At 68.8% G+C, this 26,844-nt stretch carries 30 protein-coding genes; 27 read left to right on the top strand and 3 right to left on the bottom strand.

The genetic code is table 11. The features are described from left to right. A complete protein-coding gene (gene flgB / locus ACFX59_RS14045; RefSeq protein ID WP_307102142.1) occupies positions 1 to 357 on the bottom strand; it encodes a flagellar basal body rod protein FlgB in 357 nt (118 codons plus the stop codon). Between the two features lie 278 nt (positions 358 to 635). Here flgB and ACFX59_RS14040 point away from each other — a divergent pair, with 278 nt between their 5' ends. From ACFX59_RS14040 to ACFX59_RS14000, 9 genes are all read left to right on the top strand, one after another. Then, complete coding sequence (locus ACFX59_RS14040) at positions 636 to 1,343, top strand: MotA/TolQ/ExbB proton channel family protein (protein WP_309699788.1); 708 nt, start codon at positions 636 to 638, stop codon at positions 1,341 to 1,343. Then, on the top strand, positions 1,340 to 1,888 hold the full coding sequence (locus tag ACFX59_RS14035) for a flagellar motor protein MotB (RefSeq protein WP_307102137.1): 549 nt from the start codon (positions 1,340 to 1,342) through the stop codon (positions 1,886 to 1,888). The genes ACFX59_RS14040 and ACFX59_RS14035 overlap by 4 nt, the downstream gene beginning before the upstream one ends. Then, a complete protein-coding gene (locus ACFX59_RS14030) occupies positions 1,888 to 2,385 on the top strand; it encodes a flagella basal body P-ring formation protein FlgA (RefSeq protein WP_387432909.1) in 498 nt (165 codons plus the stop codon). The genes ACFX59_RS14035 and ACFX59_RS14030 overlap by 1 nt, the downstream gene beginning before the upstream one ends. 107 nt (positions 2,386 to 2,492) lie before the next feature. Next, positions 2,493 to 2,786 (top strand): flagellar biosynthesis anti-sigma factor FlgM, encoded by a 294-nt coding sequence (flgM, locus tag ACFX59_RS14025; protein WP_307102133.1) that lies wholly within the window; start codon positions 2,493 to 2,495, stop codon positions 2,784 to 2,786. Beyond that, positions 2,783 to 3,094, top strand: coding sequence for a flagellar protein FlgN (locus ACFX59_RS14020; protein ID WP_307102131.1), 312 nt, complete (start codon positions 2,783 to 2,785; stop codon positions 3,092 to 3,094). The genes flgM and ACFX59_RS14020 overlap by 4 nt, the downstream gene beginning before the upstream one ends. Positions 3,095 to 3,307: 213 nt before the next feature. Next, positions 3,308 to 4,174 (top strand): lytic transglycosylase domain-containing protein, encoded by an 867-nt coding sequence (locus ACFX59_RS14015; RefSeq protein WP_354294649.1) that lies wholly within the window; start codon positions 3,308 to 3,310, stop codon positions 4,172 to 4,174. Between the two features lie 3 nt (positions 4,175 to 4,177). Beyond that, positions 4,178 to 6,244, top strand: coding sequence for a flagellar biosynthesis protein FlhA (gene flhA, locus ACFX59_RS14010; RefSeq protein ID WP_307102126.1), 2,067 nt, complete (start codon positions 4,178 to 4,180; stop codon positions 6,242 to 6,244). Beyond that, positions 6,241 to 7,050, top strand: coding sequence for an RNA polymerase sigma factor FliA (locus ACFX59_RS14005; RefSeq protein WP_354294647.1), 810 nt, complete (start codon positions 6,241 to 6,243; stop codon positions 7,048 to 7,050). The genes flhA and ACFX59_RS14005 overlap by 4 nt, the downstream gene beginning before the upstream one ends. 95 nt (positions 7,051 to 7,145) lie before the next feature. Beyond that, positions 7,146 to 8,372: an ABC transporter permease gene (locus ACFX59_RS14000; protein WP_387432903.1), complete on the top strand. Its 1,227-nt coding sequence runs from the start codon at positions 7,146 to 7,148 to the stop codon at positions 8,370 to 8,372. Between the two features lie 137 nt (positions 8,373 to 8,509). Here the strand turns inward: ACFX59_RS14000 and ACFX59_RS13995 are convergent, their stop codons facing one another. Both ACFX59_RS13995 and ACFX59_RS13990 read right to left on the bottom strand, forming a co-directional pair. Further along, complete coding sequence (locus tag ACFX59_RS13995; protein WP_387432901.1) at positions 8,510 to 9,364, bottom strand: flagellin; 855 nt, start codon at positions 9,362 to 9,364, stop codon at positions 8,510 to 8,512. 212 nt (positions 9,365 to 9,576) lie between these two features. After that, positions 9,577 to 10,437 carry a flagellin gene (locus tag ACFX59_RS13990; RefSeq protein WP_309699807.1) on the bottom strand — a complete coding sequence of 287 codons (861 nt, stop codon included), beginning with the start codon at positions 10,435 to 10,437 and terminating at the stop codon, positions 9,577 to 9,579. 285 nt (positions 10,438 to 10,722) lie between these two features. On the opposite strand from ACFX59_RS13990, the gene ACFX59_RS13985 reads away from it, so the two are divergent. The 18 genes from ACFX59_RS13985 to ACFX59_RS13900 all read left to right on the top strand — a co-directional run bounded on the left by ACFX59_RS13985 (position 10,723) and on the right by ACFX59_RS13900 (position 26,824). Then, positions 10,723 to 12,006 carry a sigma-54 interaction domain-containing protein gene (locus ACFX59_RS13985; RefSeq protein ID WP_387432897.1) on the top strand — a complete coding sequence of 428 codons (1,284 nt, stop codon included), beginning with the start codon at positions 10,723 to 10,725 and terminating at the stop codon, positions 12,004 to 12,006. After that, positions 12,003 to 12,377, top strand: coding sequence for a flagellar hook-basal body complex protein FliE (gene fliE / locus ACFX59_RS13980; RefSeq protein ID WP_307102113.1), 375 nt, complete (start codon positions 12,003 to 12,005; stop codon positions 12,375 to 12,377). The genes ACFX59_RS13985 and fliE overlap by 4 nt, the downstream gene beginning before the upstream one ends. A gap of 1 nt (position 12,378) precedes the next feature. Beyond that, entirely contained in the window at positions 12,379 to 14,202 is a 1,824-nt protein-coding gene (fliF, locus tag ACFX59_RS13975; RefSeq protein ID WP_387432893.1) for a flagellar basal-body MS-ring/collar protein FliF, read from the top strand. After that, on the top strand, positions 14,202 to 15,215 hold the full coding sequence (gene fliG / locus ACFX59_RS13970) for a flagellar motor switch protein FliG (RefSeq protein ID WP_309691563.1): 1,014 nt from the start codon (positions 14,202 to 14,204) through the stop codon (positions 15,213 to 15,215). The genes fliF and fliG overlap by 1 nt, the downstream gene beginning before the upstream one ends. After that, a complete protein-coding gene (locus ACFX59_RS13965; RefSeq protein ID WP_387432890.1) occupies positions 15,208 to 16,011 on the top strand; it encodes a FliH/SctL family protein in 804 nt (267 codons plus the stop codon). Before fliG ends, ACFX59_RS13965 begins: the two co-directional genes overlap by 8 nt. Further along, positions 16,005 to 17,342, top strand: a complete 1,338-nt coding sequence (locus tag ACFX59_RS13960; protein WP_387432887.1) for a FliI/YscN family ATPase — start codon at positions 16,005 to 16,007, stop codon at positions 17,340 to 17,342. The genes ACFX59_RS13965 and ACFX59_RS13960 overlap by 7 nt, the downstream gene beginning before the upstream one ends. A gap of 21 nt (positions 17,343 to 17,363) precedes the next feature. Then, positions 17,364 to 17,801 (top strand): hypothetical protein, encoded by a 438-nt coding sequence (locus ACFX59_RS13955; protein ID WP_307102103.1) that lies wholly within the window; start codon positions 17,364 to 17,366, stop codon positions 17,799 to 17,801. A 1-nt stretch (position 17,802) separates the two neighbouring features. Beyond that, entirely contained in the window at positions 17,803 to 19,158 is a 1,356-nt protein-coding gene (locus tag ACFX59_RS13950) for a flagellar hook-length control protein FliK (protein WP_387432884.1), read from the top strand. 10 nt (positions 19,159 to 19,168) lie between these two features. Then, complete coding sequence (fliL, locus tag ACFX59_RS13945; RefSeq protein ID WP_309691556.1) at positions 19,169 to 19,852, top strand: flagellar basal body-associated FliL family protein; 684 nt, start codon at positions 19,169 to 19,171, stop codon at positions 19,850 to 19,852. A gap of 3 nt (positions 19,853 to 19,855) precedes the next feature. Further along, the gene (locus ACFX59_RS13940) at positions 19,856 to 20,842 is read left to right on the top strand and encodes a flagellar motor switch protein FliM (protein ID WP_309691554.1); all 987 of its coding nucleotides are present in this window, start codon (positions 19,856 to 19,858) and stop codon (positions 20,840 to 20,842) included. Beyond that, the gene (gene fliN, locus ACFX59_RS13935) at positions 20,839 to 21,129 is read left to right on the top strand and encodes a flagellar motor switch protein FliN (protein WP_007406148.1); all 291 of its coding nucleotides are present in this window, start codon (positions 20,839 to 20,841) and stop codon (positions 21,127 to 21,129) included. The genes ACFX59_RS13940 and fliN overlap by 4 nt, the downstream gene beginning before the upstream one ends. 8 nt (positions 21,130 to 21,137) lie before the next feature. After that, entirely contained in the window at positions 21,138 to 21,494 is a 357-nt protein-coding gene (locus tag ACFX59_RS13930) for a flagellar biosynthetic protein FliO (RefSeq protein ID WP_387432881.1), read from the top strand. Next, entirely contained in the window at positions 21,491 to 22,372 is an 882-nt protein-coding gene (fliP, locus tag ACFX59_RS13925) for a flagellar type III secretion system pore protein FliP (protein ID WP_387432879.1), read from the top strand. The genes ACFX59_RS13930 and fliP overlap by 4 nt, the downstream gene beginning before the upstream one ends. A gap of 299 nt (positions 22,373 to 22,671) precedes the next feature. Then, the gene (fliQ, locus tag ACFX59_RS13920; RefSeq protein ID WP_307102089.1) at positions 22,672 to 22,941 is read left to right on the top strand and encodes a flagellar biosynthesis protein FliQ; all 270 of its coding nucleotides are present in this window, start codon (positions 22,672 to 22,674) and stop codon (positions 22,939 to 22,941) included. A gap of 18 nt (positions 22,942 to 22,959) precedes the next feature. Beyond that, the gene (fliR, locus tag ACFX59_RS13915; protein WP_387432877.1) at positions 22,960 to 23,733 is read left to right on the top strand and encodes a flagellar biosynthetic protein FliR; all 774 of its coding nucleotides are present in this window, start codon (positions 22,960 to 22,962) and stop codon (positions 23,731 to 23,733) included. Then, positions 23,733 to 24,860, top strand: a complete 1,128-nt coding sequence (gene flhB, locus ACFX59_RS13910; RefSeq protein WP_387432875.1) for a flagellar biosynthesis protein FlhB — start codon at positions 23,733 to 23,735, stop codon at positions 24,858 to 24,860. The genes fliR and flhB overlap by 1 nt, the downstream gene beginning before the upstream one ends. A 100-nt stretch (positions 24,861 to 24,960) precedes the next feature. Further along, on the top strand, positions 24,961 to 26,403 hold the full coding sequence (gene fliD / locus ACFX59_RS13905; protein ID WP_387432873.1) for a flagellar filament capping protein FliD: 1,443 nt from the start codon (positions 24,961 to 24,963) through the stop codon (positions 26,401 to 26,403). 1 nt (position 26,404) lies between these two features. Continuing rightward, positions 26,405 to 26,824, top strand: a complete 420-nt coding sequence (locus ACFX59_RS13900; RefSeq protein ID WP_307102081.1) for a flagellar protein FliS — start codon at positions 26,405 to 26,407, stop codon at positions 26,822 to 26,824. Positions 26,825 to 26,844: the final 20 nt, after the last annotated feature.

Genomic DNA, 26,844 nt, shown 5'->3' with positions numbered 1-26,844 from the left:
TTATTCGCCCTTCAGCGCGCGGGTGATGGTGGAGATGCGGCCGTTCAGGAACGACAGCGTCGTCTGATACTGGACGGCGTTTTCGGCGAAGGCGGTCTGTTCCTGGTTGAGTTCGACCGTGTTGCCGTCGAGCGAGGTCTGGAGCGGCACGCGATACTTCGTCGCGCCGGCGATCCCCTTGCCCTGGCCCTGGTCGGAGCCGCCCTCGATCGCGGCGAGCGCCGCCTTGAAATCGATGTCGCGCGCCTTGAATCCGGGGGTGGAGGCGTTGGCGATGTTCGAGGCCAGCACACCCATGCGCTGCGCCCGGACTTCCAGCGCCGCGCCGTGAATTCCGAAAAGCGTTTCTGCGGCCATCGTTCAACCTCCTTTCCCACGCGGATCATCGCGATAGCCGGGGATACGCAATCACCGTGCCAACCTGTCGAAAGGCGCGGAAAGGCGCGGGGTCGGGCTGACCCGGCCGCCCTGCCCGCCCGCCCTCCGGCAAGGCGTTGCCGCCTTTTGCCGGTCGGCGGCAACGAAGCGGCAGCATGGTCCTGCCGCCCGCGCCCTGCGCCGACGCGCTCCCCCGCCGGGTGCGACTTTGGCGAATCCGCACAGGCATTTGGCCCGGTCTTTGCGTGGCGGCGCGCATGATAGCCCTTCCACCGCTCCACCAGTTCTTCGACTCCGCGGCGCTCGCCATCGTGCTGGGCGGGACGCTGATCGCGACGCTGTTGCGCACGCCATGGCGTGACGGGCGGCGCGCGCTCCGGGCGCTGGCCGTGCTGGCGCGGAAGCCCTTCGCCGCCGAACCGCTGATCGAACAGATCGCGCATCTGTCGCGCGTCGCGCGGCGGCACGGGGTGCTGACGCTCGATCGTTCGGTCGTCACCGACCCCGATCTGGCCGAGGCGATCGCCGCGATCGTCGATGGCGAGGGGCCGGACGCCGTGACCGCGCGGCTCGACCTGGCGCGGCAGGGGCGGATCGAGCGCCATGTCGCGGTCGCCGACATCTGGACCGGCGCGGCCGAGGTGGCACCCGCCATGGGCATGGTCGGCACGCTGATCGGACTGGCGGCAATGTTCGCGACGATGAACGATCCGCAGCGGATCGGCGGCGCGATGGCGATCGCGCTGCTCGCCACCCTCTATGGCGCGCTGTTCGCCAATCTGGTCGCCCAGCCGATCGCGATGCGGCTGCGCCGCGCCGCGCGGATCGAGGCGTTCGAGCGGACCCGCATCGTCGCCCCGCTCGCCGCCCTGGCCGCGCGCGAGGCCCCGCGCCCCTCGCGCGGATCGACGGCGTCGTCCAAGTCGGGCCCGTCCTCGCCGCCCAGCCTGATGAGCGTGGCATGAGCGATCCGGTGTTTCCCGATCCCGTGCCGTCGCGGCCGATCTGGCTGATCACGCTGGCCGACCTTGCCCTGTTGCTGGTCGGCTTCCTCGTTCTCGTCCAGGCGACGGGGGCGGAGCGGCGGCCCGCGCTGCTCAACGGACTGCGCGCGCAGTTCGGCGCCAACACCGATCCCGCGTCGCAGGCGCTCCGCCTGCCCCCCGCCCCGCCGCCCGCCATGCCGGTCGCGACCGCCTCATTGAGCTTCGCCCCCGGTTCGGCCGAGCCGGTCGATCCCGACCCGCTGCTGGGCCCCTGGGCGCGCGAGGCGCTGGCCGATCCGCGTATCCGCCTGTCGATCACCGGAGCCACCGACGGCAGCGCCGCCGATGTCGATCCCGTCACCCATAGCGCGGTCGTGCTGGCCGCCGATCGCGCCCGCGCGGCCGCCGCGCTGATCGGCCCCGCCGCCGCCGACCGCCTGATCCTTTCCACCGCCGCCAAGCCGGGCCCGCGCATCGCGATGGTCACGCTCGTCTTTGCCGGCGATCCGCCACGGAGACCCTGATGATCCTGTCGCTGCTTCTGGCCGGTGCCGCCGGCTTTCAGGATATTGCCGCGCTCGACGCCGCCGTCACCGCCTTTACCGGCCGCCCCGTCGGGGTGGAGGGGGGCGCCCGGTCGCCGGTCGATGCCAGGCTGAAGCTCAGCCAATGCCCCACCGTCGCACTGTCGTGGCGCACCGAGATGCACGACGCGGTGGTCGTCACCTGTTCCAGCCCGCAATGGCGCATCTTCGTGCCGGTGCTGGCCGTGCCGAAGCCCGCCGCCGAGCCGCGCCCGATTCCCGTCGCCGCCGCCCGGGTGGAGCCGGTCATCCGGCGCGGCGACCCGGTGGTGATCGAGGCGGGATCGGACGGCTTTTCGATCACCCGCGAAGGCGTGGCGATGGCCGATGCCGCGCCGGGCGCACATTTCCTGGTCCGCATCGATTCGTCCCGCCAGCCGGTCCAGGCGGTCGCGCTGGCCAGCGGTCGCGCCACCCTGCCCGGCTGGGCCGAATAGCGGAATGCCCATCGGCCGGAAAATCGGGGCGAGAGCGTAAATTCCCCCTAAAGATTCCCCGGATTCGGCCGTTACCCTCCATGTCAGCGGAACCAGAAGGTGCGGACATGGTGGATGTAACAAGGCTGAGTGCCGGGGAAGCGAGGATCGGGCGGATCGCCGCCGTGACGCGTCCCAACGCGCTCGCGGCGAGCACCCAGACCGCTCCGAACCCGGCCAAGGCGGCCAGCGAGACCAGCGGCGTCGGCAATCTGGCGCGCGATCTGGCGGCCCAGCCGCCGGTCGACATGGATCGCGTGGCCCAGATCAAGAAGGCCATCGCCAATGGCGATTTCCCGATCCTGCCGGCGACCATCGCCGACCAGATGATCGCCCTGAAGCTCGACTGGAACGGTAAATGACGCGCCGTGACGCCCTGATCCAGGTCATCGAGGCCCTGCACCGCGAAATCGCGGCGCTGAAGTCGAACGACGTGGTCGCCCTCGAACGCGCCACCTCGGAAAAGCTGGCCGCGATCGAACAGGTCGCCGCGCTGGGCACCGGCCCCGCCGGGCCCGAGCTGCGCGAGCTGGCCGACGAGGCCAATCGCCTGAACGAGACCTGCCGCATCTATGTGAACCTGATGGCGGCCAATGTCCGTCGCAAGCTCCAGACCCTGACCGGGGATGCCGGCATGGGCTATCGCCCCGCGATGCGCGCCTACGCCTGATTGCCGCTTGCCGGGCGGCAAGCCGTTGCCGCTTTGCCGCCACGCCCCCTGCCGACCCTGATGGCCGGTCCTGCCGGTCCCCAGCATGAAAGCCCGCTTTGCCGGGCTTTTTTCGTCTCCCGCGCTGGATTCGCACCGTCCCCCGGCAGAGCCGCGGGGAATTGGCACGCCCTTTGCTGAGTAGAGCCCGAACAAGGGCTTTTACCGAACAGCATGACCGTCCAACCCGTCTCTCAAACCAGGATCCAATCGGCCATCGCGCTGGCGTCCAGCCGCACGGGTGTCGATTTCGGCTATCTGCTGGGGCAGGCCAAGCTCGAGTCCGGGCTGAACGCGAATGCCCGTGCGGGGACCTCCTCGGCCTCGGGTCTGTACCAGTTCGTCGAGCAGAGCTGGCTCGCGGTGGTCAAGAAGCACGGCGCCGAGCATGGCCTGGGCTGGGCGGCGGATTCGATCGGCCAGTCGGGCGGACGCTATCATGTGTCGGGCGAGGCGCGCGCCGCCGTCATGGGGCTGCGCAACGATCCCACCGCCGCCTCGCTGATGGCGGCCGAACATGCCTCGGACAACAAGAGCGCGCTGGAGGCGACGCTGGGTCGCGAGGCGGGCGGCACCGACCTGTATATGGCGCATTTCCTGGGCCTGGGCGGCGCGACCAAGTTCCTGAGCACGATGGCGTCGAGCCCGCAGGCGACCGGCGCCGCGCTGTTCCCCGCCGCCGCGCGCGCCAACCGCTCGGTCTTCTACGCCGCGAACGGCCAGCCGCGCACGCTCTCCGACATCTATAACCGCTTCGCCGACAAGCTGGCGGGCAGCAGCGCCGACAGCGACGCGACCCGCGCCGCCAACCTGCAATTCGCCGCACAGGCGCTCGCGCTGAAGGGCATGGGCGAGGATGCGACCGTCGTCACCGGCAACAACGAAAGCGCCGCCGACGCCATGGCCTGGGCCAACAGCACGATGAACCGGCTGGGCCTGCGCAACGGATCGGCCAGCATCACCGACAGCGACAGCGTGCTGCGCCCCAAGCCCGACCATGCGCGGCTGGCGTACATGATGCTCGCGAGCATGGGGGGTTAAACGATGGGCAAGCTGTTTTCCGGCGGCCGCACCATGGCCCTTCCCGCGGCGATCCTGCTGCTCGTCCTGGTCATGGTCGTGCCGATCCCGCCCGCGCTGCTCGACATCTTCTTCGTCGCCAATATCGCGATCAGCCTGGCCGTCCTGATGGTCGCGCTGAACGCCGAAAAGCCGCTCGACTTCTCGGCCTTTCCGACCGTCCTCCTGTTCGCCACGCTGTTCCGTCTCGGCCTCAACGTCGCCTCGACCCGCATCGTGCTGGTCCATGGCCATGAGGGCGAGAGCGCGGCGGGCCATGTCATCGAGGCGTTCGGCACCTTCCTGATCGGCGGCGACTATGTCGTCGGCCTCTTCGTCTTCGCGATCCTGATGATCATCAACCTGATCGTCGTGACCAAGGGCGCGGGCCGCGTGTCGGAAGTGTCGGCGCGCTTCACCCTGGACGCGCTGCCCGGCAAGCAGATGGCGATCGACGCCGACCTGAACGCCGGTCTCATCACCCCCGACCAGGCCAAGGCGCGCCGCGTCGAGGTGTCGACCGAGGCCGATTTCTACGGCTCGATGGACGGTTCGTCCAAGTTCGTGAAGGGCGACGCGGTCGCCGCGATGCTGATCCTCGCGGCCAATATCATCGGCGGCCTGATCCTGGGCCCGGTCAGCCACGGCATGGGCGTGGCCGATGCGGCCAAGACCTATATCCTGCTGGCCATCGGCGACGCGCTGGTCGCGCAGCTACCCAGCCTGATGCTGTCGATCGCCGCCGCCGCCATCGTGACGCGCGTATCGTCCGACAAGGATCTGGCGGGCCAGATCGGGTCGCAGTTCGGCGCGTCCAAGACCTGGATCCCGGTCGCGGTGATCCTGGGCCTGCTCGGCGCGCTGCCCGGCATGCCGCACCTCGTGCTGCTGCCCGCCGCCGCCATTGCCGGGTTCACCGCGTGGAAGCTGCGCCAGATCGAGAAGCGCCCGGTCCCCGTCCCCCCGCCCCCCGCCGCCGAGCCGGTCGATCCCTCGCGCATCGGCTGGGACGAGGTCATCGACGGGATGCAGGTGCATATCGATATCGGCTATGGCCTGGTGCCGCTGGTCGACGAGCGTCGCGGCGCCCCGCTGATGGCGCGCATCACCGGCGTCCGCCGCCAGCTGTCCAAGGAACTGGGCTTCGTCGTGCCGCAGGCGCGGGTCCGCGACGACATCAATCTCGGGCCGTTCAACTACCGCATCCTCATCAACGGCGTCGTCGCCGCCGAGGATCAGGTGTCGCCCGACGAGATGCTGGCGCTCGACACCGGCCAGGCCTTCGGCACGCTGGACGGCAAGCCGGTCCAGGACCCGACCTTCGGCCTGCCCGCCACCTGGATTCTGAAGGGCGACGCCGATGCCGCCACCGGCATGGGCTATCTGGTCGTCGATCCGGGCACCGTCATGGCGACCCATCTGAACCATATTCTGGGCTCCAACGCCGCCGAGCTGCTCGGCCCCGACGAGGTCCAGTCGCTGCTCGACGGGCTGAAGGAACGCGCGAGCCAGCTCGCCGCCTCGCTCAGCCCCAACCCCCTGCCGCTCACCACCCTGACCCAGGTTCTCAAGGGCCTTCTTTCGGAGAATATCACCTTGAAGGAGTTCCGCCGCATCGCCAGCGCGATCGCCGTGGCGGCCCAGAAGACGCTCGACGCCGAAGAGATTGTCGAGCTGATCCGGCCGCAGCTGGGCGCGCTCATCATCCAGAAACTGTGCGGGATGCGCGAGCCGCTGCGCGTCATGACGCTGGACGGCCAGCTCGAAGGGCTGCTGGGCCAGGCCATGCGCGCCGACACCGCGCGCCGCCATGTGATCGAGCCCGACCTGGGCCGCCGCATCACCGAGGCGCTGACCCATGCCGCCCAGCCGCTGATCGCCGAGGCCAAGCCGTTCGCGCTGGTCGTCCAGCCGGGCGTGCGGCTCGCGATGCGCAAGCTGCTGCGCACCTGCATGCCCGACACGCCGGTCCTGTCCTTCTTCGAGGTGCCCGAGGAGAAGGCGGTCGAGGTCGTCGCCGTGATCGGCGCTCCGCAGGCGCTGGCCGCATGAGCGCGCATCCCCTGAGCGGCGCGTTCGTCAACGCCCAGAGCCTCAACCCGGCGAATTTCGATCCGGCGCTGGCCAACCCCACGGTCGCCGACCGCCCGATCACCTATCGGCCGGTCGTCCGTCGCCCCGGCGGCGACACCGATGCGATCATCCGCCAGCATCTGCCGCTGGTCCGCCGGATCGCGTGGCATGTGCACGGATCCATGTCGAGCCTGATCGAGGTCGAGGATCTGGTCCAGGTCGGGCTGGTCGCGCTGGTCGAGGCCGCCGCCTCGTTCGAGGAGCGCGGGGTCGAGTTCGGTCATTATCTGAAGTCGCGGCTGCGCGGCGCGATGATCGACGAGCTGCGCCGCCAGGCGACGACGACGCGCGGCGCGATGCGCCGCCGCCGCCAGTATAGCGAGGCGGTCACCACCTTGTCCCAGTCCGGCGGCCAGGCCCCGACCGACGAGGCGGTGGCGGAAAAGCTGGGCGTCTCGGTCGAGCGGCTGCGCGCCGACTACAAGACCGCCGAGGCGGTGCGGATGGAGGCGATCGACGATGTCTATGCCGACGACCTGCCCTGGTTCGCCGACGACACCCCCGACGCCTTCGAGCAGCTGGCCGAGAGCGACCTGCGCGACGCGCTGATCGCCGCCATCTCGGCGCTCCCCGAGCGCGAGGCGATGGTGATCCAGCTTTATTATGTCGAGGAACTCAACCTGGAGGAAATCGGCCAGGTGCTGGGCGTCGGCGCCGCGCGCATCTGCCAGATCAAGAGCGCGGCGCATGCCCGCCTGAAAAAGGCGCTCGCCAGCCAGCGATAAGGCGATTCCTCCCCTGCGAGGGGGAGGAATGGGCCCGCGCCATTTCCGATGGCGCCATCTTCCTCTAAGCGCGTCCCCGATGACCGGGGACGCCGATGTTCGCACGCCATGAACGCCGACTGATCGCACGCTATCTGTGGCCGGGCGCGGGTGGGCGGCTGGTCCTGCTGGTTGCCGGGATCGGATGCACCGGCGTCATGATCGGCGTCGCCGCGCTGGTGCTGGTCATCGCGGTCATGAACGGTGCGCAGACCAGGCTGGCCGACAGCGTCGCGCCCGTCGATGGCCATCTCAGCGTCACCGTCCCCGCCCGTGCCGCGATGACCGAGGGCCAGGTCGCCGCCGTCATCGCCCACCTGCCCGGCGTCGCGCGCACCGAGCCGATTCGCGAACTTACCGCCGCGCTGTCGATCGACGGGCGGATCACCCCCATCCAGTTGCAGGGCCGCGACCCGGCGACGCTCGCCCGGCTGGTCCCGACGATGCGGTCGGCGCTGGCCCATAGTCCGGACCCGGCGAACGCGGTCGCGATCGGACAGGATGCCGCGCTGCAACTGGGACTGTTCCCCGGCGATACCATCGCGACCGGCCGGGTCCGGCTCGGCCCCGACCATATGCCGTCGCTCGACCTGTTCGACGCGAGGGTCGCCGCCTTCTATCCCGACGAGGACAAGGGGAGCGACCGGGTGACGGTGTTCGCGCCGCTCGATTCGCTGCCCATCCTGAAGGACGACGACGCCGTCACCCGCCGGATCGCCGTCGTCCTGACCGATCCCGCGCGGGAGGCGGCGGTCGCGGCGGCGATCCGCAGGCGCCTGGGCCCCGGCTATCCGATCACCAGCTGGCGGCAGGCGAATCGCGCGCTGCTCGCCGCGCTCGTCACCGAGAAGATCGGGATGACGATCGCGGTCGGGCTGGTGACCCTGGTCGCGCTGTTCAACATCCTGTCGTCGATGACGCTGCTGGCGCGGGCCAAGCGGCGCGAGATCGCGATCCTGCGGACGATGGGCGTGTCGGTGGCGAGCATCGCGCGGATCTTCACGACGGTCGGCAGCATCATCGCGCTGACCGGCGCGGGCGTCGGCCTGGCGCTGGCCGCCGGATTGCTGACCCAGCGCGCCGCGATCGTCGCGGCGGTCCGCCATCTGTCCCCGGCGCGGCAGGCGGAATGGGACGTCTTCCTGTCGTTGCCGATCGGGATTTCGCGAACCGAGCTGGCCGCGATCGGCCTGAGCGTGGTGGCGGGGGCGGTGCTGGCCAGCCTCTATCCCGCGTGGCGGGCGGGGCGGACCTCGCCCGCGCTGGTGCTGCGCGCCGATTGAGCGCGGACATGAGTAAACCCCGGCGGCACGGCGGCCGCCGGGGTTTGTCCTGCAAACCGGCCTGGCGAGGGACTCGCGGCCGGTCGGCCCCGTCACCCGAGTGGGGGCGCGGTGCCGGGGCGCTCAGGAACCGGGTGTTACTGGCCGAGCAGCTTGAGCACGCCCTGCTGGGACTGGTTGGCCTGGCTCAGCATCGCGGTCGATGCCTGGCTCAGGATCTGGGCCTTGGCGAGCGCGGTGGTTTCGGCCGAGAAATCGGTGTCCTCGATACGGCTGCGCGCATCGGTCAGGTTGGTGACGTTGGAGGTCAGGTTGTTGACCGCCGACTGGAGCCGGTTCTGCGTGGCGCCGAGGCCCGCGCGGATATTGGCGACCTTGCCGATGGCCGAGTCGAACTTCTCGAGCGTTGCCGTATCCTTGACCGAGCTGCTCGTCGGCGGGCTGGCATTCGGGTCGCCCAGGACCATGACGTCGGTCATTTCGGTCGCCGTCGTCAGGTCGCTGAAATTCATGGTGATGGCGTCGCTGGTGTTCGCGCCCGCCTGGATCTGGACCGCGCCCGAATTGCCCGCGGTGCCGTTCAGCAGCTTCTGCCCGTTGAACTGGGTGTTGCGGAGAATCGTCGAAACCTGTGCCGCAAGGGCGTTCTGTTCCGAGGTGATGTTCGCCTTGTCGTTGGTCGAATAGATGCCGTTGGCCTTCTGCACCGCCAGTTCGCGCATCCGCTGGAGCATGTTGCTCACTTCCTGGAGCGCACCTTCGGCGGTCTGCGCCATCGAGATGCCGTCGTTAGAATTGCGGATGGCCTGGTTCATGCCGCGCACCTGCGCCGACATCGAGGCGGCGATGGCGAGGCCGGCGGCGTCGTCCTTCGCGGAATTGATTCGCTTGCCGGTCGACAGGCGCTCCATCGATACGTTCAGCGCTTCCGATGCGGCGCCGTTGGCGCTCGACGCGCGTAACGCCGAAATATTACTGGCGATAACCGTCATGGTCGTTCTCCAAAGCCGGAGCTCTCCGCCGCCCCCAAGGCGAAGGTCGAGCTGCCAAGACGGGTAACGACCGCCTGGGACCGGACTTTAGAGAAAAGAGTCGTTTGGGCGCGTTTTTTCGGGCGGAGCCCCCCGGCACCCTATTATAAGGTACCGGGGGGTCCACCTTCCGCGACCGAGGGGATAACCGCGGTCGGCATTCGCCCAGGGCGTTAGCCGAGGAGCTTCAGCACGCCCTGCTGCGACTGGTTGGCCTGGCTCAGCATCGCGGTGGACGCCTGGCTCAGGATCTGCGCCTTGGCGAGCGCGGTGGTTTCTTCCGAGAAGTCGGTGTCCTGGATGCGGCTGCGCGCTTCGGACAGGTTGGTCATGTTCGACGTCGCGCTGTTGACCGCCGACTGGAGACGGTTCTGGGTGGCACCCAGGCCCGCGCGGATCTTCGACACGTCGGCGATCGCGGCGTCGTAATTATCCAGCGTGTCCGACTTCAGCGAGGTCGAACCCGAAGCCGGGGCGAAATCGACCACCGCGCTCAGCTTCGAACCCGTGTCGGCCGCGCCGCCGGTACCGGCCGCATAGGTTGCGGTCATGTCGCGCAGGTTGATCGAGACCGTATCGCTGCTGGTCGCGCCGGTCTGGATCGAGACCGTGGAGGCCGCATTGAACAGCGCCGTGCCGTTGAACTTGGTGTTCTTCACGACCGAGCTGATCTGATCGGCGAGCGTCGTCTGCTCGTTGGTGATGTTCTTCTTGTCGTCGGCCGAATAGGTGCCGTTCGACGACTGGACCTTCAGCTCGCGCATGCGCTGCAGCATGTTGCTGACCTCGTTCAGTGCGCCTTCGGCCGTCTGCGCCATCGAGATGCCGTCATTGGCGTTGCGGATGCCCTGCGCCATGCCCTTGATCTGCGCGGTCATCGAGTTGCTGATCGCCAGACCGGCGGCGTCGTCCTTTGCCGAGTTGATGCGCTGGCCGGTCGACAGGCGCTCCATCGAGCTGCTGAGGGCCAAGGACGCCGAGGTCGACGCGGCGGTAGCACGCAATGCACTGATATTGCTGGCAATAACGGTCATGTGATGTCTCCAAATCTGCTCGGCGATCCGTCTGTGTCCCCTCTGGATCACCGAGCCGCCGAGTGGAGTAACGGCCGCTTTCCGGCAGGCTTTAGCCGGTGGCATGCAAATTTTTGCCGGTTGCCTTGCCGGTTTTGCCGGAACGGTCGCGCGCGCGCCGGTGCGTCGCGAGCACACATACGGGCGCGCGTCGCGCCCGGAAAAAACTTGCCGTTCGCGTTGCCGCATTAACCACGGTTTTACCAAAGAAGGGGCATTGGAGAGTCACGAAAGGACTCAAGCCCGATGTCGTCGATTTTCCCCTCCGCTGCGCTGGTTAAGCAGAAATACGCGCTGATTTCCGCGCTGCGTGCCCAGGGCCTGGCGATCGCCGAGTCGGGTGCCGTTCCCCAGGCCGGGGACATGTTCCTGTTGGCCGAGGGCGACCCGGTCGAGCATTCGGCACGCTCGGTCGTCGTCATCGACGGCCCGGTCCCCGCCATCGTCCCGGCAAGCGCCGGCCGCCCCGCCACCGTGACCTATTCGGCGGCCGAGGCGGGCGTGGGCAACAGCTTCGTGCGCGCACTGGTCGCCGGGCCGACCGTGCCGACCGCCGCCGATCCGGAGAGCCTGGCGCTGTTCACCCTGGCCGAGCGCGTCGCCCAGTCGGACATCACCGTCCTCATCAACGGCCCGACCGGCACCGGCAAGGAAGTGGTGGCCCGCGCCATCCACGCCCAGTCGGCCCGCGCGGCCAAGCCCTTCGTCGCGATCAACTGCGCCGCCCTGCCCGAGTCGATGCTGGAAGCACTGCTCTTCGGCCACCAGAAGGGCGCGTTCACCGGCGCGGCGCAGGCGGGCGAAGGCTTCTTCCGCGCGGCGGACGGCGGCACGCTGCTCCTCGACGAGATCGCCGAGATGCCGCTCCAGCTCCAGGCCAAGCTGCTCCGCGTGCTGCAGGAGCGCGAGGTGATCCCGCTCGGCGCGTCGATGCCGCAGTCGGTCGATGTCCGCGTCATCGCCTGCGCCAATCGCGACCTCCAGGCCGAAGTGGCGGCGGGCCGGTTCCGCGCCGACCTCTACTACCGCCTGTCGGTCTTCCCGCTGACCACCAAGGCGCTGGGCGAGCGTCGCATGGACATTCCCGCGCTCGCCGCGACGATGATCCTGCGCCACGCCGCGGGCCGCACCGTGATGCCCTGGCCCAGCACCGCCGCGATCGAGAAGCTGGCGATGCACAACTGGCCCGGCAATGTCCGCGAACTGGAGAATGTGATCCAGCGCGCACTGCTCTTCGCGGGCGGTGCGACGATCGAGGCCGAGCATATCGTGTTCGACCGCCCGATGGTCGCAAACGACACCGATGACACGCCGCTGACCGTGACGACCGCGGAAGCCACGCTGGGCAAGGTCGTACAGATGAGCGAATTCGCCGCGATCCGCGAGATGCTGGCGGCCTGTGGCGGCAATCGTTTGGAAACCGCCAAGCGCCTGGGCATTTCCGAGCGCACGCTGCGCTATCGCTTGGCCAAGGCGCGCGAGCAGGGCGAGGAGATCATCCGCCCGTCTAGCCGGGCCATGATGGCATGAGCGTCGGCGGTGTCGGCGGCGCGATGAGCGTCGACCGGGTGATGGCGCTTCGTGCCCAGATCCTGGAACGCAATCAGGCGCTCAAGGCGGCAAGCCAGGCCGGTGCCAACCAGGCGGCACAGGCCGCCCAGACTCAAGCCCCGGCCGCGCCGGCGACCTTCGCCGACACGCTGGAGTCCGCGCTGAAGGGCGTGAACGAGGGCCAGCAACAGGCCGCCCGCCTGTCCGAATCCTATGAACGCGGCGAAACCGTCGACATCGCCAAGGTGATGATGGCCCGCCAGCAGGCGTCGGTCGGGTTCGAGGCGACGCTGCAGGTCCGCAACAAACTCCTGTCCGCCTACAAGGACATCATGAGCATGCCGGTGTAAGATGAGCACTGCCCTCACCCCCGCATCGACCAATCCCGCACCGGCCCTGCCGCCGCTGCCGGAAAAATTCGCCAACCCGCTTCGCCAGATCAAGTCGGTGATGGCGCAGCCCGCCGTCCGCCGCTCCGCGCCGATGGCGCTGCTGATCGGGCTGATCGCGGCCGCCGCGCTCGCCTGGATGGCGCTGTCCAGCCCGACGCAGAAGACGCTGTTCGAGAATCTGTCGGACGCGGACAAGCAGGCGGTGACGACCGCGCTGTCGGCGGCGAACATCAAGAGCAGGATCAACGACGGCACCGGCGCGCTGACCGTCAATGAAGAGGATTATTCCCGGGCGCGGATGCTGCTGGCGGGCCAGGGGCTGCCGAAGCAGGCCCCCGGCGGCTATGCGATCCTCGACCAGTTGCCGATGGGCGTCAGCCGCGCGGTCGAGGGCGAACGGCTTCGCCAGGCGCGCGAGAGCGAACTGGCCCGCTCGATCCAGGAGATCGATGCGGTGGCCGAGGCGCGCGTGCACCTCGCCACGCCGGACGCCTCGCCCTTCATCCGCGACAAGTCCTCGCCCTCGGCCTCGGTGGTGCTCAAGCTCAATGCCGGGCGCTCGCTGTCGGAATCGCAGGTCCAGTCGATCGTCAATCTCGTCGCCTCGTCGGTGCCGGGCATGAAGCCCGAGGATGTGACCGTGGTCGACCAGATGGGCGGCCTCCTGTCCAAGAAGGGCGCCGACGGCGCGACCGGCGACGATCGCCGGATCGATTTCCAGCGCCGCATGGAAGAGAAATACCGTACCCAGCTGATCCAGCTGCTGACCCCGCTCGTCGGCGCGGGCAATTTCACCGCCGAGGTGCAGGCCGACGTCAATCTCGACGAGACCAGCGCCACGAGCGAGCGTTACGACAAGGACGGCGCGCTGCGGGCCGAAACCGGCAACTGGACCGGCAACCAGAAGGACCCGACCACCCCCGGCGGCATCCCCGGCGCGCTGTCCAACACGCCGCCGCCCGCCAGCACGCTGCAACAGCCCCAGCCCGCGAACGGCGCGAGCGGCAACCCGCCCGCCGATGGCAAGCCGGTCGCCGGTGGTCCGGGCCTCAATCCGGAAAAGCAGTCCGACGCCTTCCAGCGCGCCTATGACCTCAACAAGGAGGTTTCGGTGACGCGGGCCACGCCGGGTTCGATCAAGCGGCTGACCGTCGCGGTCCTGCTGCGCGACCCCGCCACCGGCAAGCGCAGCCAGATGGAGATCAGCCAGATCTCCGACCTGGTGAAGTCGGCGGTCGGCTTCGACCAGCAGCGCAACGACAATGTCACCGTCATCAGCCGCAAGTTCGCCAACGCCAGCCTGGACGACAAGCGCGCCTGGTACGACAATAGCTGGCTGCCGATCGTCGCCCGCAACGCCACCGCGCTGGTCATTGCGCTGCTGGTCCTGCTGCTGGGCGTGCGTCCGCTGGTCAAGGCGATGACCCGCAAGAAGGCCGAGGCCGAGGCGGCCAAGGCGCTGCCCATGGGCGCCGCCGACGGCGCGGGCGCGGGCGAGGGTGTCGGCGAAGTGCTGATGGGCGCCGATGGCCAGCCGGTGATCGGCCCCAACGGCGAACCCGTGCGGATCGGTCCCAACGGCCAGCCGGTGTGGGTCGGCGCGGACGGCCAGCCCCTGCCCGGCATGATCGGCACGCAGCCGCCCGCCGTGACGCTCGACGAGATCGAGGACACGAACAATTTCAACGAGCGCATCACCAAGGTGCGCGGCTTCACCCGTGACAACCCGGCGCGCGCCGCGCTGGCCGTCCGCGACATGATCCGTTCGGAGGCGCAGCAATAATGGCCTCTGCCGAAGAAGGGCGCGTCTATTCGGGTGTCGAGCGCGCCGCAGTCCTGATGATGCTGGTGGGCGAGGAAGAAGCCGCCGCGATCCTCCAGAAGCTGGAGCCCGACGAGGTCCGCGAACTGGGCAAGGCGATGTATTCGATCGCCGATGTTAGCGAGCAGGATGTCGGCTTCGTCCTGGACGATTTCGTCGGCTGTGCCCGCGCCCGCGCCTCGATCGCGTTCCAGCCCAAGCCGATCGTCGAGAATCTGATGAACCGCGCGCTCGGACCCGAACGCGCCGGCAGCGTGCTGTCGCGCATCGTGCCCACCGAGGCGCAGTGCGAGATCGAGATGCTCGGCTGGCTCGATCCCGTCGACATCGCCAAGATCGTCGAGAAGGAACATCCCCAGATCGGCGCGGTCCTGATCGCCAATTGCGATCCCGCCGTCGCGGGCAAGGTGCTGGAACTGCTTCCCGAGGCGATGCAGCCCGACATCCTCCACCGCGTCGCGCGGCTGGGCCCGGTGACGCCGCAGGCGATCGACACGCTGAACGAAATCCTCAAGCGCTGGAGCGAGGGCAGCGGCGGCGGCCAGGGCCTGGCGCTGGGCGGCTCGCGCGAGGCGGCCAAGATCCTGTCGAGCGCGCGCAAGGCGACCGAGCAGCGGGTCATGCCCAAGCTGTTCAAGATCGACCGCGACGTCGCCAAGCAGATCGAGGAGGCGTTGTTCATCTTCGAGAACCTGCTCGACATGGACGACAAGAATCTGGGCACGCTCATCCGCAACGTCGACGGCGAAATCCTCACCCGCGCGCTCAAGGGCGCGGAAGAGGCCGCCCGCGAACGCTTCCTGGGCTGCATGTCGGCGCGTGCGGCGGCGGGTATCCGCGACGAGATCGAGTCGCGCGGGCCGATGAAGCTGTCCGAGGTGCTCGAGGCGCAGAAGGCGATGATCACCGTCGCGCGCAATCTCGCCAAGGAAGGCACGATCATGATGGGCGGAGGCGAGGACGACTATGTCTGATTTCGTCGCGGGTTTCTCCGCACGCCAGAATGCCGCCGCGGCCGCGCTGCACCAGGCCTTCGCCCCGCCGGGCGGCTTCGCGCCGTCCAACATGGCGGGACTGGGCATCGACCTGGGTTCGGGGCCGATCTCCTTCCGGCCGCAGGGGCCGGCGGGCACGGGCGCGGGCCAGACCGGCGGTGCGCCCCGGCAGGCCGACGGGCAACCGCGTCACTTCCACCCCGCCAATCGCGACCAGGACCCGACCGAGGGCTGGGACCCGTTCGCGGCGTGCGAGGACGCGGCGGCCCCTGCAATCGATCCGATCACCGCCGCGCACGATGCCGGTCATGCCGAGGGCTATGCCGCCGGGCTGGCCGCCGCCGCCGCGCAGTTCCAGGCGCGGGCCGAGGCCGAGGCGCGCGACGGCCAGATGGTCGATGCGATCGCGCAGGCGCTGTCCTCGCGCGTCGACCGGTCGATGATGGCCGAACAGCTGCGCCAGACCGTCCTCGCCCTGGTCGGCAAGCTGGTGGGCGAGATCGGCGTCGATGCCGACCGGCTGACCGGCCGGATCGAGGCCGCGATCGACCTGCTGGCCGATACGCAGGAGGCCGCGATGCTGCGCGTCCATCCGGACGATGTCGCGCTGCTCGAAGGCCGCCTGCCCCAGACCGTCTTCCCGGTCGGCGACCCCGCCGTGGAGCGCGGCGGCTTCGTCCTCGAAAGCGCGTCCACCATCGTCGAGGACGGCCCCTCGCTGTGGCTCGACCAGCTTTCCGCCGCGATCGACAAGGTGCCCGTTCCCCAATGCTGAACCGTTTCACCGCCGATTATCTCGATACGCTGGCCCAGGCCGACTTCGCGCCGCGTCCCGTGGTGGCGGGGCGGCTGGCCTCCTATGACGGGTTGCTGATGGAGGCGGTCGGCCTCTCGCTGCCGGTCGGTACGGTCTGCGCGATCGGCGAAAAGGGCGGATCGTGTGTCGAGGCCGAGGTGATCGGCTTCCGCAACGGCCGCACGCTGATGATGAATCTCGGCGGCCCCGCCCCCCTGCTCCCGCGCGCGCCGGTGCGCCCGCTCGGCCCTCCGGGCGAAGCGGAAGTGGGCGCGGCGATGCTCGGCCGCGTGGTCGACGGGTCGGGCAAGCCGATCGACGGCCTGGGCCCCATTCGCGGCGCGGGCCGCTGGCCGCTGGCGGGCAAGATGCAGTCGCCGCTCGACCGGGGCCGCGTGCTGGAGCCGATGGATGTCGGCGTGCGCGCGATCAACGGCCTGCTGACCATCGGCCAGGGCCAGCGCGTCGGCATCATGGCGGGCTCGGGCGTCGGCAAGTCGGTGCTGTTGGGCATGATGGTCCGCGCCGCGCGCGCCGACGTCATCGTCATCGGCCTGATCGGCGAGCGCAGCCGCGAGGTCGCCGACTTTCTGGAAACCAAGGTCGCCGGTGAAGCCCGCGCGCGTTCGGTGGTGGTCGCGGTGCCCGCCAACCATTCGCCGGTGCTGCGTATTCGCGGCGCATTGCGGGCGACCGCCATTGCCGAGGCCTTCCGCGCCGAGGGCAAGAAGGTCCTCCTCATCATGGATTCGCTGACCCGCGTCGCGCATGCCGGTCGCGAGATCGGGCTGGCGCTGGGCGAACCCGCCTCGGCGCGCGGCTATCCGCCCTCGGCCATCGCGATGCTGCCCAATCTGATCGAGCGGGCGGGCGCCGACGCGCACGGGCCGGGATCGATCACCGCCATCTACACCGTGCTGGCGGACGGCGACGACGGCAACGACCCGGTGGTCGACTCGGCGCGCTCGATCCTGGACGGGCATATCGTGCTCAACCGCCATCTCGCCGAGCGCGGCGTCTATCCCGCGATCGACATCGGCCCCTCGGTCAGCCGCGTCATGACCGACATCGTCGGCAAGCCCCATGCCCAGGCCGCGCGGACGCTGCGTCGTCATCTGGCGACCTATGAGGAAAACCGCGATCTCGTCCTGATGGGCGCCTATCGCGCCGGCGCCGATCCCGCGATCGACGCCGCCATCGCCTGCCATCCGGCGGTGATGGAATATATCCGGCAGGACGCCGACGAGGTCGTGCCGCTCGACCATGCGGTCGAGGAACTGGTGGGCATTTTCGGCCAGCCGCTCGGCTGAGCCCGGTAAAGGGGGACATAAATGGCATCCCGGCAACAGACGATGCTGAACCGGCTCCACCGGGTCCGCACGCTGCAACTCAACCTGACGATGGCGGAGGAAGCGCGCGCGCAGGAGCGCGTCGCCACCGAACAGCAACTCTCCCAGCGTATCGGCCAGTTGATCGAGGCGGTTTCCCCCGCCCCGACCGCCAGCGCCTCGGCGGGGTCGCTGATGGCCAATGCGCATTTCCGCAACCGGCTGCTCGAATCGGCCGATGCCGCGACCATGCGCATCCAGGTCGCCGAACAGCGCGCCGCCCATGCGGGCGAACAGACCAAGGCCGCCAAGCGCGACCAGACCGCCGTCGAGAAGCTGCTCGACCGCGCGCGCCTCGCCGCGATCCGCGCCGAGATGCGCGCGCTGGAGGACATGCCGTCCAGCGGCGGCAACCGGCGCAATCGGCACGAACCTTGCTGACATGTCTGTCATGATGTCGCCCCTCGCCTCCGTCCCCGCTTCCGGTCCCTCCGCCGTCCGCTCGTCGCTGACGGCGGGCGCGGGCAATGCGATGAGCTCCGCCTTCGCGATGCTGTTCGCGCTGGTGCCCGGCAGGGGCGGGGACGCCACGGCGGAGACGGGCGAGGCCGCGAAACAGGGCAAGGGCAAGACAGGCGGCGATACCGCCGCGAGCGGCAGCGAGACGGACAAGGACGGCAAGCCCTTGCCGAGCGACGCCACCCTCTTGCCGATGGCGGTACCGCCGCTCCCGATCCTTCCGGTCGAGGAGACGACCGTGGCGGCGCCGACCGATGCGGTACGCGCCTCGGCCGCCCCGATCACGACGCTGCTCGCCACCATGCCGGTTTCGCCGGAACAGGCGATGCCCGTGGCCGCCTCCACCGGCGGCGGCGCGGCCCCCGCCGATGCGGTCGCATCGAGCGGCACGACAGGCTTGGCGAAGGCGCCCCGCTTCCCGTCCGAAGCCCTGCCGGTCGCTGCGGACATACCGGCACAGACCACCGCCCCCCTGCCCTCCGGTACGGGGTCCAACCTCCGCTCGACGGGGGAAGCGGCGTTGGCGGCCATGTCGACCGATTCGACCGTGACCCAAGCCACTCGGGAGCAGGGCCCGGCGCTCCGCTCGGACGTGCCGGCGCGCTTTGCCGCCACGGCGCAGGCGGTGCCGCTCGCCGCGCCGCCGACCGCCGAAGCTTCCGCCCAGATTCTGCAGACGGGCCAGACCGCGCCCGCCATCCAGCTGTTCGCCGGTGCCATGCGCGCGGCACAGGACGAACCCGAGGAGCGGTCCGGTCGCCGCAAGGATACGGGGCTGGGCGCCATCGACCCCGCGACGCTGGCCCGCGCCGATTCGCTGACCGCCGCGCCGGTCGCGGCGATGACGGGCGCGGAGCAGGCTCCGCTCGACATGACGCAAGGCCACTGGCCGCAGGGCATGATCGACCGGATCGAGCGGATGCGCGAGGACGCCGCCACCGCCGACACCCGAATCCAGCTGTCCCCCGACGCGCTGGGCGGCATCGCGGTCGCGCTGCGCCATGAGGACGGCGCGACGCATATCCACTTCACCGCCGACCAGGCGCAGACCGCGACGATGCTCGCCGATGCGCAGCCGACGCTCGCCCGGCTTGCCGAGGAAAAGGGGATGCGGCTGGGCCAGACGGCGGTCGATCTGGGCCAGTCGGGCGGCGGCGGCGAGCGCCAGCCGCAGCGCCAGCCCGAACCCGTTCTGCCCACCCGCCCGGCGCTTGCCGGGGGGACGGCCTCCAGCGACGCCGGGGATGCCCCCGCCGACGCCACCACCCGAATCGCCTGAGGATTGAGACATGAGCGACGCCAAGGAAACCGAAGAGAAGGCACCCAAGAAGAAGGGCAAGCTGGGCAAGATCATCGTGATGGTGGTCGGCGTGCTCGTCCTGCTGGGCGGGGGCGTCGGCGCGGGGCTCTATGCCGCCAATTCGGGCCTGATCGGCGGCGGCCATGCCAAGGAAGAGGACCATGGCGAGGCCGAGGCCGAGGCCAACCACCCCGGCCCCAAGCTGGTGCCCAAGTCCGAGCAGAAGCGCGCGGGTGAAGGCGGAGAGGGCGAAGGCGGCGAGGGCGGCGGCCATGGCGGCGGCGAGGGCGGCGAAGGCGGCGAGGCCAAGGAGCATGTCGGCATGGCGACCCCGGTCGGCGACGGCGGCGAACGCTATGCGTCCAACTATTACGAGATGCCCAAGGACTTCACCTCGAACCTGCGCGACTCGGTGCATGTCATCCAGGTCGGGCTGGCAGTGTCGACCCCCTATGACGACACGGTCATCAACAATCTGAAGACCAACGACCTGGCGGTCCGCTCGGCGATCCTGATGGCGCTGGGCGATGCCAATGAGGAACAGGTGTTCAGCAGCGAGGGCAAGCGCCAGCTGCAGCGCAAGCTGGTCGACGCGATCAACGAGATTCTTCGGCAAAAGGAGGGATTCGGAGGTATCGCTAACGTCTACTTTACCAATTTCGTTGTTCAGTGAGGCATGGTTAACGCCCCCGCCCAGGCCGACGAACGCGAGCGTCTTCGTCCCCAAAGCGCCGATCACGGCGTGCTGGGGACGACGAAGCTCAATCCGTTCGGCGACCTGCACACGATGCAGCATCTGTCCGCGCGCCTCGCGCGGTCGCTGCGGGGGCTGTTCGAATCGCTTCTTCGCGAAGAGCTGCGCTGCTGGGCCGAGCCTTTGGTCGTCCAGCGTTTTTCCGACTATCGGGCCGAGCGCGGCGACGGCCTGAGCGCGTGGTTGCCGATGGCGATGGTGTCGGTCGGCGGCCCCGCGATCCAGGACAATGCCCATGCGCTGTGCGTGCTGGAGGGCGGGTTCAGCCTGTCGCTGATCGACCTGCTGTTCGGCGGGAACGGCACCGCGCCCGACACGCTGCCCGGCGAGTTCTCGCCCGCCGCCGACGCGATGATCCGCCGCCTGGGCGGCATGATGGCCGAGCCGCTGCGCCGCGCCTGGGAATCGCTCGCCCGGATCGAGTTCACCGCGGGCCCGCCCGAATCCTCGCCCGCGATGCTGCCGGGCCTGGAGGGCGAGGATGCGATGATCGTCACCCGCTTCGGCATTGCGGGGCATAACCGCCGCCCGACCATGCTCGACATCCTCTATCCGGTCGCCGCCCTGAAGCCGCACGGCTCGGCGCTGACCGGCAAGGTCGTGGACAAGCAGGCCGAGGCCGATCCGACCTGGCGCGGCGACCTGACCCGCGCGGTGATGACGGTGCGTTTCCCGGTCCGCTCGGTGCTGGCCGAACCCGTCGTCTCGCTCAGCCGCCTGATGGAGCTGAAGATCGGCGACGTGATCCCGATCAGCTTCGGCCCCGAAGTGCCGGTGATGGTCGGCGGCGACCTGCTCGGCATGGGCACGGTCGGCACCGCCAATGGTCGCGCCGCCGTCCAGCTCACCTCGCTTGCCCGCTCGGCCGAAGGTCTGGCGCAGAATTTCCACGAAGGACCCGTAGAATGAACGATATGGCCGGGGGATTCCCCGTCGACACGTCGGTCGCCGCCAATTTCCGGCTGCTCCAGGATGTCGATGTCAAGCTGACCGTCGAGATCGGCTCGACCCAGCTGTCGCTCCGCGAGCTGCTGGCGCTGTCCGAATCGAGCGTGATCGAGCTGGACCGCCAGGCCAACGAACTGCTCGACGTGCTGGTCAACGGCACGCTGATCGGGCGTGGCGAGGTGGTGACGGTCGGCGACCGTTTCGGCGTGCGTATGACCGAGCTGGTCAACCCCGACAAGCGCGGCTGACCCCCGCCATGCTCTGGTCCTACATCCTGAAGCTCGCCGTCCTACTGCCGCTGATCTGCGGCCTGATGATCGGGTGCCTGTATCTGTGGCGGCGGCTGGAGAGCCGGATGCCGGGCCGTCCCGCGACGCGGCTGATCCATGTCCGCGAGACGATGATGATCTCGCCCGGCCTGCGGCTGGCGGTCATCGAGTTCGAGGGGCGCAACCTGCTCGTCTCGGTCGGGCGCGGCGGCGTCCAGCTGGTCGACAAGGTGGAGGGCAAGGGCCAGGCCCCGATCACCCCCGCGCCCGTGCCGCCCACGCCCCCGCGCCGCGGCGACTTCGTCTCGCGCTTCGCCCCCAAGCCGACATCGTTCGACCAATGAGCATTTCCGTCACCCGTCGCGGCACCGGCCCCGCGCTGATCCGCGCCCATAGCCAGGACGCGCCGCGCCGCAGCCTGAAGCCGCTGTGGATCCTGCTCGCGCTGCTGCTGGCGCTGGTCATCGCCATGCCCGCCTTCGCCCAGGCGGCACCCGGCGCAGCCCCGGCCGCCGCCCCCGCACCGGGTGTCGGCGACGCGGTCGACCGCGCGCTGGGCCAGCTGGGCGGCGGCGCCGATGGCGGTTCGGGCTCGCTGAGCCTGTCGCTCCAGGTCCTCATCATCATGGGCCTGCTGACGATCCTGCCGGGCATCATCCTGATGATGACCAGTTTCACCCGGATCGTCATCGTGCTCGCCATCCTGCGCCAGGCGCTGGGCCTGCAACAGACCCCGCCCAACCAGGTGCTGATCGGCCTGTCGGTGTTCCTGTCGCTGTTCATCATGGCGCCGACCATCAGCCAGATCAACGCGAACGCGATCCAGCCCTATGCCGAGGGTCGCCTGCCCGGCACCGAGATGATCAAGACCGCCGGCGCGCCGCTCCACGCCTTCATGGCCAAGCAGACGCGGGTGAAGGACGTCACGATGTTCGCCGAAATGGCCAAGTCGGGCCCCTATGCCAGCCCCAACGACATTCCCTATGCCGTGCTGCTGCCCGCCTTCGTCACCTCGGAGTTGAAGACCGCGTTCCAGATCGGCTTTCTCATTTTCCTGCCCTTCATCGTCATCGATCTGGTGGTCGCCACCGTGCTGATGGCGCTGGGCATGATGATGCTGTCGCCCTCGATCATATCCCTGCCGTTCAAGCTGCTGCTGTTCGTGCTGGTCGACGGATGGGCGCTGACCATGGGCAGTCTGGCGAACAGTTTCGCGACTTGAGGGATCAACGGTCAGACGGCCCCCATTCCTCCCCTGTAAGGGGAGGGGGACCATGCGAAGCATGGTGGAGGGGTGTCCCCGGCCGCGGGTTTCGACCTACCTCTCCCGTCGCGACACCCCTCCGTCAGGCCTTCGGCCTGCCACCTCCCCTTGCAGGGGAGGAATTGGAGGAACGCCGATCTGAACGGCGACCGGGAGGGAAGGCCTTCGTTAACCATTTTCGGCCCATAACCCCGTCCAGCCTGAGCGAAGTCGAAGGCCATGGGAAACCCTGACCCACACGGGACAAAGACCGCATCATGGACGCCCAATATTTCCTGACGCTGGCCAACCAGACCATGTGGGTGCTGGCGCTCGCCGCCGCGCCGATCCTGCTGCCCGTGCTCGTCTCCGGTCTGGTGATCGGCATGATCCAGGCCGCGACCTCGATCAACGAGCAGACGCTGTCCTTCGTCCCCAAGCTGATCGTCGTCGCCGTCTCGATCCTGATCTTCGGCAGCCTGATCGTCGGGCTGCTGAGCGATTTCACAGTCAGCATGTTCGAGCGCATCCCGGACTTGGTTAAGTGAAGGTCCGGGTAAAGTAACATGCTGGGCTTCGGCCTCTCGATCGAGCCGCAGGCCTGGGCGATCCTGTTCCTGATGATCCGCATCGGGGCGGCGTTCGTCACCGCGCCCGTGTTCGGCGCGGTGTCGATCCCCCTGCCCGTCCGGATCAGCCTGGCCGGGGCGATCGCCTTCCTCGTCCATTCGGTCCATCCGGTGGTGCCGCCGCCGGTCATCTTCTCGGTCCCTACCATCCTGTCGGTCGCGGCCGAGGCGATCGTGGGGCTGGCGCTCGGCCTGATCCTCCAGGTCGCCTTCACCGCGCCGCTGGTCGCCAGCGAGCTGATCGGCGGGTCGATGGGGATCAACTTCGCCGCGACCATCGATCCGCTCAACGGCCGCTCGACCCAGGCGCTGGGCCAGTTCTTCACCGTCATGCTGACCCTGTTGTTCCTGTCGGTCGACGGGCATCTGGTGCTCGTCGAGACGATCGTGAAAAGCTATGAGGCGCTGCCCCCCGGCCAGGCCTGGATGGCCCCGACGCAGTTCAAGGCGATCGCGCTGTTCGGCGGCTATGCGTTCCTCGCCGGACTGCTGCTGGCGTTGCCGGTCGGGTTCCTGCTGCTCTGCCTGAACCTGGTGGTCGGCATGATGAGCCGCGCCGCGCCTGCGCTCAACCTCTTCTCGGTGGGCCTTCCCGCCGCGCTTGGCGTCGGCGTCATCGCCATCGCCGTCGCCTTCCCCGCCATGGGCGATTACATGCTCGTCATCATCCGCGAGGCGCTGGCCGCCACCGAAACATTGGTGATCGGCTGATGTCGGAGGGCGGCGAGAAAACAGAAGCCCCAACCCAAAAGCGTCGCGACAAAGCGCGCGACGACGGGCAGGTGCTGCGCAGCCGCGACCTGGCGGCCGCCCTGGTGATGATGGCGGGTATCGCCTGGCTGATGTTCGCGGGGCCCACCTTGCTCGGCGCGTGCAAGGCGGTGATGGCGACCAGTTTCCAGTTCACCCATGCCGATGTCGAGGATTTCGAGCCGTTCCGCCCGCTGATGGAGGCGGGGTGGAAGCTGCTGCCCTCGCTCGCCTCGCTGTTCGCGGTGACCATCGTCGCGACCATCGCGTCGCAGGCGGGGCTGGGCTCGCTCCATTTCAACGCCAAGGCGCTGACGCCCAAGCCGTCCAAGCTCAACCCTGCCTCGGGGCTGAAGCGCATCTTCGGGATGCAGGGCTGGACCGAGCTGGGCAAGTCGCTGCTCAAGGTCGTCCTGCTCGGCGCGATCGGCGGCGTCCTGTTGTGGCGCTCGTCGCGCACCACCATGGGGCTGGCCCAGTCCGACCTGAACAGCGCGATCGGCTCGCTCGGCGGCACCTTCACCACCATCCTGCTGGTGATGGGCATGGGGCTGGTCCTGATCGCGGGCTTCGACGTGCCGATCCAGATCTTCCAGCTGATGTCCAAGCTCAAGATGACCAAGCAGGAAGTGAAGGACGAGCATAAGGAAAGCGAGGGCAACCCCGAGGCCAAGGCGCATATCCGCGGCAAGCAGCGCGAGATGTCGCGCCGGGCGGTGCGCGCGGCGGTGCAGGAGGCGCATGTCATCCTGACCAACCCGACCCATTTCGCGGTCGCGCTGCGCTACGAGCGGGGCCAAGACGAGGTGCCGGTCGTCGTCGCCAAGGGTCGCGGCGCCACCGCGCTGGCGATCCGCGAGCTTGCCGCCGAGCTCGATACGCCGGTGCTGGAATATCCGCAGCTCGCCCGCGCGGTCTATTATACCAGCCGCGAGGGGCAGGAAGTGCGCGCCGACCTGTATCAGGCGATCGCGGTCGTCCTGGCCTTCGTCTTCGGGCTCAATGCGGGCGCGGGCGGCACCGCCCAGCCGCCGGTCGAAGTGCCGGAGGGCGCCCGCTTCGACGAAAACGGCGTGGCCCAGCCATGAGGGGCAGGGCCGTGATCGCCGCGCTCCATTCGCCGCATCCGCCTAAAGTTCGGACGCAGGCGGTCGTTAAGGATGTCGGGCGCGTGCCGAAGGATTGCCGATGACTGATGTTTCCGTGACCGCGTCGTCGACCAGTACGACCGCCAGCACCACCAAGACGGCCGCCCAGGCGCTGTTCAACTCGCTGCAGACGGGATCGGGCATCGACCTGTCGTCGGTCGTCCCCGCGCTGATCGAGGCCCAGTTCGCCGCGAAGACGGCCGCGCTGAAGACCCAGTCGGACACGCTGACATCGAAGATTTCGGACGTGTCCTCGATCAAGAGCAGCATCACCGATTTCGCCTCCGCCCTCGCCTCGCTGGCAAAGGGGGGGACGCTCGCGACGCAGGCGGTCAGTTCGGACCCCAACAGCCTGTCCGTCACCACCTCGGCGGGCGCCAAGCTGGCGGGCATGTCCAAGTCGATCACCATCAACGCGCTCGCGACCGCGCAGGTCTCCTCGACCAAATCCTCCTATTCCTCGACCGCCTCGCTGGGCACGGGGAGCCTGTCGATCAAGGTCGGGTCGAAGGATGCGATTTCGGTCACCATCAGCAGCGCCGATTCGACCCCGGCGGCGCTCGCGGCCAAGATCAATGCCGCCAATACCGGCGTCAAAGCCGCCGTCATCACCGATTCGTCGGGCAACGCCTATCTGTCCTTCTCGGGCGCGACCGGCAAGGACAACAGCTTCACCATCACCGCGAGCGAAGGCGACACGGCCGGCCTGTCGCGGCTGAACGTGGGCAACAATGCGAGCGGCACCTCCACCTCGTCGACCGCGGCCAATGCCAGCATCACGATGGACGGCGTCACCGTGGAACGCGCATCGAATACCGTCAGCGATCTGGTCCAGGGCGTGACCATGACCCTGTCGGCGGTGACCAGCAAGGCGGTGTCGCTGACCGGTTCGTCGCCGACCACCGCGCTCAGCAATGTCGTGTCCAACTTCGTGTCGACCTTCAACGACAATATGAAGGCGATCACCAAGGCGACCGATCCGATCACCGGCTCGCTGCGCGCCGACCCCGCCGCGCGTTCGCTGGCCCAGACCCTGCGGACCATCACCACGACCAAGCTGGTGCCCGGCGATTCGGCGGCGGGCGCCCCGCTGACCCTGGCCGATCTGGGCGTGAAGACCGAGAAGGACGGCACGCTGACCGTCGACCAGACCCGCCTGTCGCAGGCGCTCAGCAAATATCCCGACGTGGTCGAGAAGATGTTCCGGGCGAGCGACGACAATGTCATCGGCCTGTCGGCCCAGATGAACACGATCCAGATGTCGTCGACCAGCAGCATCTATGGCCTGACCGCCTCCTATAACAATCTGACCCAGCAGAAATCGGATACGGCCCTGGCGCAGACCAAGCTGGCGGACTCCCGCCAGACGGCCAGCGACGCGCTGACCGCGCGCTTCGCGCAGATGAACAGCCGGGTCACCGCCTATAAATCGGTGCAGAGTTTCATGGACCAGCAGGTGAAGATGTGGACGAAGGGCAATTGAGATGACGTACGCCTCCGCCCTTCTGACCGATCCTGCCGCCGTCTATCGCCAGATCGATGTGGTCGGCCGCACCGCCATGGCCGATGGCCCCGCGCTGGTCACGCTTCTCTACGAGGAACTGGTCGCCGCGCTCCGCTCCGCCGCCTGGGCGACCGAGCATGGCCAGCTGGCGCGCAAGAGCGAGCGGGTGACGCGCGCCACCGCGATCCTGTTCGCGCTGGAAGCGGGACTCGATTTCGAGAATGGCGGCGAGATGTCGATCACCTTCGCCAAGCTCTATGGCGGCGCGCGCAAGCAGATCGTCGACGCCTCGCTGGGCCAGAACGCCCAGGTGTTCCGCAACGTCGCGGCCAGCATCGCCGACATTGCCGAGGCATGGGAGACGGTGCGCAAGATGAACAACCCCAAGAAGGACAGCTGAGGCCCTTTCCCCCGCTTCTC

Source organism: Sphingomonas sp. NCPPB 2930 (genome assembly GCF_042867205.1).
Classification (GTDB): Bacteria; Pseudomonadota; Alphaproteobacteria; order Sphingomonadales; family Sphingomonadaceae; genus Sphingomonas.
The sequence above is the reverse complement of the archived record's forward strand: the minus strand, read 5'-3'. Positions and strand labels throughout refer to the sequence as shown.

Bases quoted from the DNA above. Each gene is read 5' to 3' on its own strand.
- ACFX59_RS14020 (WP_307102131.1), top strand. From the start codon at position 2,783: ATGACGCGCCGTGACGCCCTGATCCAGGTCATCGAGGCCCTGCACCGC.
- flhB (WP_387432875.1), top strand. From the start codon at position 23,733: ATGTCGGAGGGCGGCGAGAAAACAGAAGCCCCAACCCAAAAGCGTCGC.
- ACFX59_RS14000 (WP_387432903.1), top strand. From the start codon at position 7,146: ATGTTCGCACGCCATGAACGCCGACTGATCGCACGCTATCTGTGGCCG.
- flgB (WP_307102142.1), bottom strand. From the start codon at position 357: ATGGCCGCAGAAACGCTTTTCGGAATTCACGGCGCGGCGCTGGAAGTC.
- ACFX59_RS13995 (WP_387432901.1), bottom strand. From the start codon at position 9,364: ATGACGGTTATCGCCAGTAATATTTCGGCGTTACGCGCGTCGAGCGCC.
- ACFX59_RS13965 (WP_387432890.1), top strand. From the start codon at position 15,208: ATGTCTGATTTCGTCGCGGGTTTCTCCGCACGCCAGAATGCCGCCGCG.
- ACFX59_RS13900 (WP_307102081.1), top strand. From the start codon at position 26,405: ATGACGTACGCCTCCGCCCTTCTGACCGATCCTGCCGCCGTCTATCGC.
- fliN (WP_007406148.1), top strand. From the start codon at position 20,839: ATGAACGATATGGCCGGGGGATTCCCCGTCGACACGTCGGTCGCCGCC.
- fliE (WP_307102113.1), top strand. From the start codon at position 12,003: ATGAGCGTCGGCGGTGTCGGCGGCGCGATGAGCGTCGACCGGGTGATG.
- ACFX59_RS13960 (WP_387432887.1), top strand. From the start codon at position 16,005: ATGCTGAACCGTTTCACCGCCGATTATCTCGATACGCTGGCCCAGGCC.
- fliF (WP_387432893.1), top strand. From the start codon at position 12,379: ATGAGCACTGCCCTCACCCCCGCATCGACCAATCCCGCACCGGCCCTG.
- fliQ (WP_307102089.1), top strand. From the start codon at position 22,672: ATGGACGCCCAATATTTCCTGACGCTGGCCAACCAGACCATGTGGGTG.
- ACFX59_RS13955 (WP_307102103.1), top strand. From the start codon at position 17,364: ATGGCATCCCGGCAACAGACGATGCTGAACCGGCTCCACCGGGTCCGC.
- ACFX59_RS13930 (WP_387432881.1), top strand. From the start codon at position 21,138: ATGCTCTGGTCCTACATCCTGAAGCTCGCCGTCCTACTGCCGCTGATC.
- fliR (WP_387432877.1), top strand. From the start codon at position 22,960: ATGCTGGGCTTCGGCCTCTCGATCGAGCCGCAGGCCTGGGCGATCCTG.
- flgM (WP_307102133.1), top strand. From the start codon at position 2,493: ATGGTGGATGTAACAAGGCTGAGTGCCGGGGAAGCGAGGATCGGGCGG.
- ACFX59_RS14005 (WP_354294647.1), top strand. From the start codon at position 6,241: ATGAGCGCGCATCCCCTGAGCGGCGCGTTCGTCAACGCCCAGAGCCTC.
- ACFX59_RS13940 (WP_309691554.1), top strand. From the start codon at position 19,856: ATGGTTAACGCCCCCGCCCAGGCCGACGAACGCGAGCGTCTTCGTCCC.
- ACFX59_RS13950 (WP_387432884.1), top strand. From the start codon at position 17,803: ATGTCTGTCATGATGTCGCCCCTCGCCTCCGTCCCCGCTTCCGGTCCC.
- fliP (WP_387432879.1), top strand. From the start codon at position 21,491: ATGAGCATTTCCGTCACCCGTCGCGGCACCGGCCCCGCGCTGATCCGC.
- fliD (WP_387432873.1), top strand. From the start codon at position 24,961: ATGACTGATGTTTCCGTGACCGCGTCGTCGACCAGTACGACCGCCAGC.
- flhA (WP_307102126.1), top strand. From the start codon at position 4,178: ATGGGCAAGCTGTTTTCCGGCGGCCGCACCATGGCCCTTCCCGCGGCG.
- ACFX59_RS14030 (WP_387432909.1), top strand. From the start codon at position 1,888: ATGATCCTGTCGCTGCTTCTGGCCGGTGCCGCCGGCTTTCAGGATATT.
- ACFX59_RS13990 (WP_309699807.1), bottom strand. From the start codon at position 10,437: ATGACCGTTATTGCCAGCAATATCAGTGCATTGCGTGCTACCGCCGCG.
- ACFX59_RS14040 (WP_309699788.1), top strand. From the start codon at position 636: ATGATAGCCCTTCCACCGCTCCACCAGTTCTTCGACTCCGCGGCGCTC.
- fliG (WP_309691563.1), top strand. From the start codon at position 14,202: ATGGCCTCTGCCGAAGAAGGGCGCGTCTATTCGGGTGTCGAGCGCGCC.
- ACFX59_RS13985 (WP_387432897.1), top strand. From the start codon at position 10,723: ATGTCGTCGATTTTCCCCTCCGCTGCGCTGGTTAAGCAGAAATACGCG.
- ACFX59_RS14015 (WP_354294649.1), top strand. From the start codon at position 3,308: ATGACCGTCCAACCCGTCTCTCAAACCAGGATCCAATCGGCCATCGCG.
- fliL (WP_309691556.1), top strand. From the start codon at position 19,169: ATGAGCGACGCCAAGGAAACCGAAGAGAAGGCACCCAAGAAGAAGGGC.
- ACFX59_RS14035 (WP_307102137.1), top strand. From the start codon at position 1,340: ATGAGCGATCCGGTGTTTCCCGATCCCGTGCCGTCGCGGCCGATCTGG.